This window comes from Geobacillus sp. (assembly GCF_017515625.1).
Classification (GTDB): Bacteria; Bacillota; Bacilli; order Bacillales; family Anoxybacillaceae; genus Geobacillus; species Geobacillus stearothermophilus.
In genome coordinates this window covers 1-5,369 of sequence record NZ_JAFWFM010000154.1, presented here as the reverse complement: position 1 = coordinate 5,369, position 5,369 = coordinate 1, and the positions used below count along the sequence as shown (strand labels likewise).

Annotated in this window: 4 protein-coding genes; 3 read left to right on the top strand and 1 reads right to left on the bottom strand. The window is 52.7% G+C overall.

From position 1 onward, the window contains the following. Positions 1 to 330 precede the first annotated feature (330 nt). Complete coding sequence (locus IKE44_RS09290; RefSeq protein WP_080985723.1) at positions 331 to 885, bottom strand: DUF4277 domain-containing protein; 555 nt, start codon at positions 883 to 885, stop codon at positions 331 to 333. Between the two features lie 379 nt (positions 886 to 1,264). Here IKE44_RS09290 and IKE44_RS09285 point away from each other — a divergent pair, with 379 nt between their 5' ends. The 3 genes from IKE44_RS09285 to IKE44_RS09275 all read left to right on the top strand — a co-directional run bounded on the left by IKE44_RS09285 (position 1,265) and on the right by IKE44_RS09275 (position 5,042). Next, complete coding sequence (locus tag IKE44_RS09285; RefSeq protein WP_287465712.1) at positions 1,265 to 2,461, top strand: MFS transporter; 1,197 nt, start codon at positions 1,265 to 1,267, stop codon at positions 2,459 to 2,461. 79 nt (positions 2,462 to 2,540) lie between these two features. Continuing rightward, positions 2,541 to 3,371: a glycosyltransferase family 2 protein gene (locus IKE44_RS09280; RefSeq protein ID WP_121678363.1), complete on the top strand. Its 831-nt coding sequence runs from the start codon at positions 2,541 to 2,543 to the stop codon at positions 3,369 to 3,371. A gap of 288 nt (positions 3,372 to 3,659) precedes the next feature. Continuing rightward, on the top strand, positions 3,660 to 5,042 hold the full coding sequence (locus tag IKE44_RS09275) for a glycine--tRNA ligase (RefSeq protein WP_033004942.1): 1,383 nt from the start codon (positions 3,660 to 3,662) through the stop codon (positions 5,040 to 5,042). Positions 5,043 to 5,369 lie beyond the last annotated feature (327 nt).

Here is a 5,369-nt window from a genome sequence, read left to right as displayed (position 1 = left end):
CTATTCATGAGACATGAACCTCCTTGTGTGAATGGGTTTTGAGCACATCTATTTTACCCAAGGAGTCCGGTTCATGTCTCCTTTTTTGTTTAGTTGTCAATTTATGTCAGTGAATTTGCTCATCTACAGTATAAAAGGTTAAAAAAGTAAAAGTATGTCGCAATTTGTCGTTCACAAAAAGTTCATATAACCCATATTAGTACTCACATTTCGCACCCTAACAGGGTTGAAAGAAAGGATTTTTTATTTCGTTTTTTAGAATAACTTTCCGACCAACACAACGAGTGATGGAAATCCTTTTTTTACCATATCTGGTCGTTCCGTATCACGTTACACGTAAATGCTCTCATCCATGCCCAATCCCTGCAGAATCCTTCGCTGATCCGGGGTGAGGGAGCGATCCAGTGAGCGTTGGATGCGTCCATCCGGCAGCTTGAACAGGACGACGTTCACGTATGGAAACAGCTGAAAAATCGCCTGTCCCGTCGGACGGGTCAGCTTGCGGCCTCCAGGACCCTTCAACGGGTGTTCGGGAGTCATGAACGGACGCACCCGGCGCTGAAAGACGCGGTAAATGCCGGCCTCATACAGACGATCGAGATGACGGGTCAACGCATCGTCATTCAACTGGGAAGGATGGAGCCCGGAACGGATGAGTTTCTCCAGGTCGATCGTGTGCCCCCATTGTTCCAAGTGAACGAGGGCTTGCCGGCCGTCAAACACATTGTAGAGAATGGCTTGAACGGCATCGTTGACTCGAGTCTGGCACTGCGGATCGACGGGAACGAGATGGTCAATCGATTGGGGGAAACCCAGTTTTTTGAATAGAGCACTTATGATATTCAAATAAGAATTGCGATAGACCGATTCGACTTGCACATCCATGAGAGAAAAACTCCTTCACTTTCCTTGTGTGTCAAGGATTCATTCGACATCGGAACGAAAAAATCCTCCCGATTTTCGTCGGAAGGGTGCGAAATGTGAGGTCGAAATCAACATCATGAACGAGGGAACGAAGAAAGGATTTGATGCTTTGCCAAAAGGTTGTACTGGCGCCTATCATGAAAAGCATGGCAGCTGATTTTAGCCGAACTTTTTGTTCCAACCATGGAACGATGGCTGGATCGCGATGTTGGTGTTTGATCCTGTTATTCAAGGCTTCGAGCTGATTTTTCGCAAAAATTATCAACCGTATAGTGCACAGGCCAATGATTTTCTTTTATAATGAATATGTCTTTACACTAATAATGATAGGAAGATACACATGAACCAAACCGCGATTTCCCAGCGCAAGCTGTTAGGCATAGCCGGCCTTGGCTGGCTGTTTGACGCGATGGATGTCGGCATGTTGTCGTTTTTGATGGCGGCCTTGCAAAAAGACTGGAATTTGACGGCCGGCCAAGTCGGCTGGATCGGCAGCGTCAACTCGATCGGCATGGCGGTCGGGGCGCTCGTGTTCGGATTGCTTGCGGACCGGATCGGGCGGAAAAACGTTTTTATTTTCACATTGTTGCTGTTCTCGCTTGGCAGTGGGCTGTCGGCGCTGACGACGACGTTGGCGGCGTGTTTGGCGCTCCGCTTTTTGATCGGCATGGGACTTGGCGGCGAGCTGCCGGTCGCGTCAACGCTCGTCTCAGAAGCGGTGCCAGCTAAGGATCGCGGCCGGGCTGTCGTGCTGCTTGAAAGCTTTTGGGCCGGCGGCTGGCTGCTGGCGGCGCTCATTTCCTATTTTGTCATTCCGGCTTACGGCTGGCGGACGGCGTTATGGCTGGCGGCGATCCCGGCGCTGTATGCGATCTATTTGCGCCTCCGTCTGCCTGATTCGCCGCGGTTTGCGGCTGTAAGAAAAGAAGAGACGGTATGGAAAAACATCGTCCACGTATGGTCCGCTCCTTATCGGAAAGAGACGGTCATGCTTTGGATCCTTTGGTTTTGTGTCGTTTTCTCGTATTACGGCATGTTTTTATGGCTGCCAAGCGTCATGGTCATGAAAGGATTCAGCTTAATTAAAAGCTTTGAATATGTGCTCATCATGACGCTGGCGCAATTGCCCGGCTATTTCAGCGCCGCATGGCTGATCGAGCGGGCGGGGCGGAAATTTGTCTTGGTCACGTACTTGCTTGGCACCGCATTGAGCGCTTACTTTTTCGGCACGGCCGAGTCGCTCGTCGGGCTGATGGCATCCGGCATTTTCTTGTCGTTTTTCAACCTCGGCGCTTGGGGAGCGCTGTATGCGTATACGCCGGAGCAGTATCCGACATCGATCCGTGCGACCGGCGCCGGCATGGCGGCGGCGTTTGGCCGCATCGGCGGCATTTTCGGCCCGCTGTTGGTCGGCTCGCTTGTCGCCCAAGGGGTGTCGGTGACGGCCATTTTCACGCTGTTTTGCCTCGCTGTTCTTGTCGCCGTTCTTTCTGTCGCCGTCCTCGGCAAAGAGACGAAGCAGCAAGAGCTCGCTTAAGTTGACAAATCAAACGGAGGGCTATACCTTAAGGGTAAGCCCTTTTTTGTTCGGATCATGAAGAGAGGCGGTGGATTCCTTGCGCCCGTTCGTATCGGTCGTCATCCCGACGTACAATCGCCCGTATCCGCTTGCCGAGCTGCTCGAGGCGTTGAGCCGGCAGACATACCGCCATTTTGAGGTGATCATTGTCAATGACGGCGGCATCCCCGTTCATGATGTCGCCGCCTTGTATCCAGAGCTTGACATCTGTCTCATCGACCGCCGCGACAACGAAGGACATGTCGCCGCCCGCAACGAAGGCGTCAAGGCGGCGCGCGGCGAATTCATCATGCTTTGCGACGACGATGACCTCGTGTTGCCGTGCCATCTCGAACGGATGGTCACAGCGCTTCGTGACGCCGATTTTGCCTATGCCGATGCGGAAATTGTTCAGTATCGAACCGAAAACGACCGACGCATCCCGTCGGCACGGTTTTTGTTTGCTTATGAGTATGATTTGGAGGCGATGCGTACGTTTTCGACGTATGTGCCGTCCGGGAGCGTTTATCGGAAGGCGCTTCATGACAACATCGGCGATTTTGACCCGTCCGTTCACCATTATTGGGATTGGGACTTCTTTTTGCGCGCGGCGGTCGTCTGTCGCGTCGCCCGTGTCGCGGCGGCGACCGTGTTGTACGCGTTCAGCCCGGACGGCGACAACGTGTCGCGACATATGAACGACAAGCGGCGCCAATATTTGCGGCGGCTGTGTGAGAAGCATGGGCTTGGGGACTTGCCGATGAAAAATTTTTGGCTCTTGCTTGACGAGCCGGAAGTCGCGAAGCGCCGGGCGAAAAGCGAAGTCATCTGGGACGGGAAGCCCGTCGTGTCGCGGTTTTGGGCGCAAAAAAATGCGAGCGACCATTGACATAGGTCTTTCTGGTTTGCTATGATAGTGGACAAAATCATATATGGATCGCGATGACGGATCAATAGTAGTTAACCCTCTCTTCCCAAGCGAGCCGGGGGCGGTGGGAGCCCGGTGAAGACGGTTAATGAAACGGCAGTCCGGAGCGGAAATGGCAAAAAGGGGATGCGTGATTTGCGCATCAACTAGGGTGGAACCGCGGGAGCTACGCTCTCGTCCCTAGGCACAAGGCCTAGGGGCGAGGGCGTTTTTGATTGGTGGACATCACATTGAAGGAGGATGAACACGATGGCTGTCACAATGGAAGAAATCGTCGCACATGCCAAGCATCGCGGCTTCGTGTTTCCGGGGTCGGAAATTTACGGAGGGCTGGCGAACACATGGGATTACGGCCCGCTTGGCGTCGAGCTGAAAAACAACATCAAACGGGCGTGGTGGAAAAAGTTCGTCCAAGAGTCACCGTACAACGTCGGGCTTGACGCCGCCATTTTAATGAACCCGAGAACGTGGGAAGCGTCCGGTCACTTAGGCAACTTCAACGATCCGATGGTCGACTGCAAACAGTGCAAAGCGCGCCACCGCGCCGACAAGCTGATTGAGAAGGCGCTCGAGGAAAAAGGGATCGAGATGATCGTTGACGGGTTGCCGCTGGCCAAGATGGATGAACTCATCAAGGAATACGACATCGCCTGCCCGGAATGCGGCAGCCGCGATTTCACGAACGTGCGCCAGTTCAACTTAATGTTTAAAACGTACCAAGGCGTCACCGAGTCGAGCGCCAACGAAATTTATTTGCGTCCAGAGACAGCGCAAGGCATTTTCGTCAACTTCAAAAACGTCCAGCGCACGATGCGCAAAAAATTGCCGTTTGGCATCGCGCAAATCGGCAAAAGCTTCCGCAACGAGATTACGCCGGGCAACTTCACGTTCCGCACGCGCGAATTCGAACAGATGGAGCTCGAGTTTTTCTGCAAGCCCGGTGAGGAGCTGCAATGGTTTGACTATTGGAAACAGTTTTGCAAGGACTGGCTGCTGTCGCTCGGCATGAAGGAGGATAACATCCGCCTGCGCGACCATGCGAAAGAAGAGTTGTCCCACTACAGCAACGCCACGACGGACATCGAGTACCATTTCCCGTTCGGCTGGGGCGAGCTGTGGGGCATCGCGTCGCGCACGGATTACGATTTGAAGCGGCATATGGAATACTCGGGCGAGGATTTCCATTATCTCGACCAAGAAACGAACGAGCGCTACATCCCGTACTGCATTGAGCCGTCGCTTGGCGCTGACCGCGTCACGCTGGCGTTTATGATCGACGCCTATGACGAAGAAGAGCTGGAAGACGGCACGACGAGAACGGTGATGCACTTGCATCCGGCGCTTGCGCCGTACAAAGCGGCTGTCTTGCCGCTGTCGAAAAAGCTCGCGGACGGGGCGCACCGCATTTATGAAGAGCTGGCGAAACATTTCATGGTCGACTATGACGAAACCGGCTCGATCGGCAAGCGGTACCGCCGCCAAGATGAAATCGGCACGCCGTTTTGCATCACATACGATTTCGAGTCTGAACAAGACGGCCAAGTGACCGTGCGCGACCGCGACACGATGGAGCAAGTGCGGCTGCCGATTGGGGAGCTCAAAGCCTTTTTAGAGGAAAAAATCGCCTTTTGATGCCATGAACGCCGGGGCAGCGACGAAACCCCGGCGTTTTTTTAACAACCCATACGCCGCAAGTCCCCCGCCTCTAAGCGAAGCGTAGGCGGGGGATACGCGGCGTCCTTTTTTTACTTTTGATCAAAAAAGTAAAAAAATGGGAGAATCGATGAAAAAAGAATATAGATTTTCGATTATTCATATTTTTATTTTATATTATAAGTAAGGAGGTGAAAGGATGTATCGAACGGTCAAAATACCTTTTCAAACATCAAAAAAAGATATCGATCGATTATTCGAATGCAACCGAATATCGGCTCAAATTTGGAATGACTGTTTAGTCAT

Bases quoted from the DNA above. Each gene is read 5' to 3' on its own strand.
- IKE44_RS09290 (WP_080985723.1), bottom strand. From the start codon at position 885: ATGGATGTGCAAGTCGAATCGGTCTATCGCAATTCTTATTTGAATATC.
- IKE44_RS09285 (WP_287465712.1), top strand. From the start codon at position 1,265: ATGAACCAAACCGCGATTTCCCAGCGCAAGCTGTTAGGCATAGCCGGC.
- IKE44_RS09275 (WP_033004942.1), top strand. From the start codon at position 3,660: ATGGCTGTCACAATGGAAGAAATCGTCGCACATGCCAAGCATCGCGGC.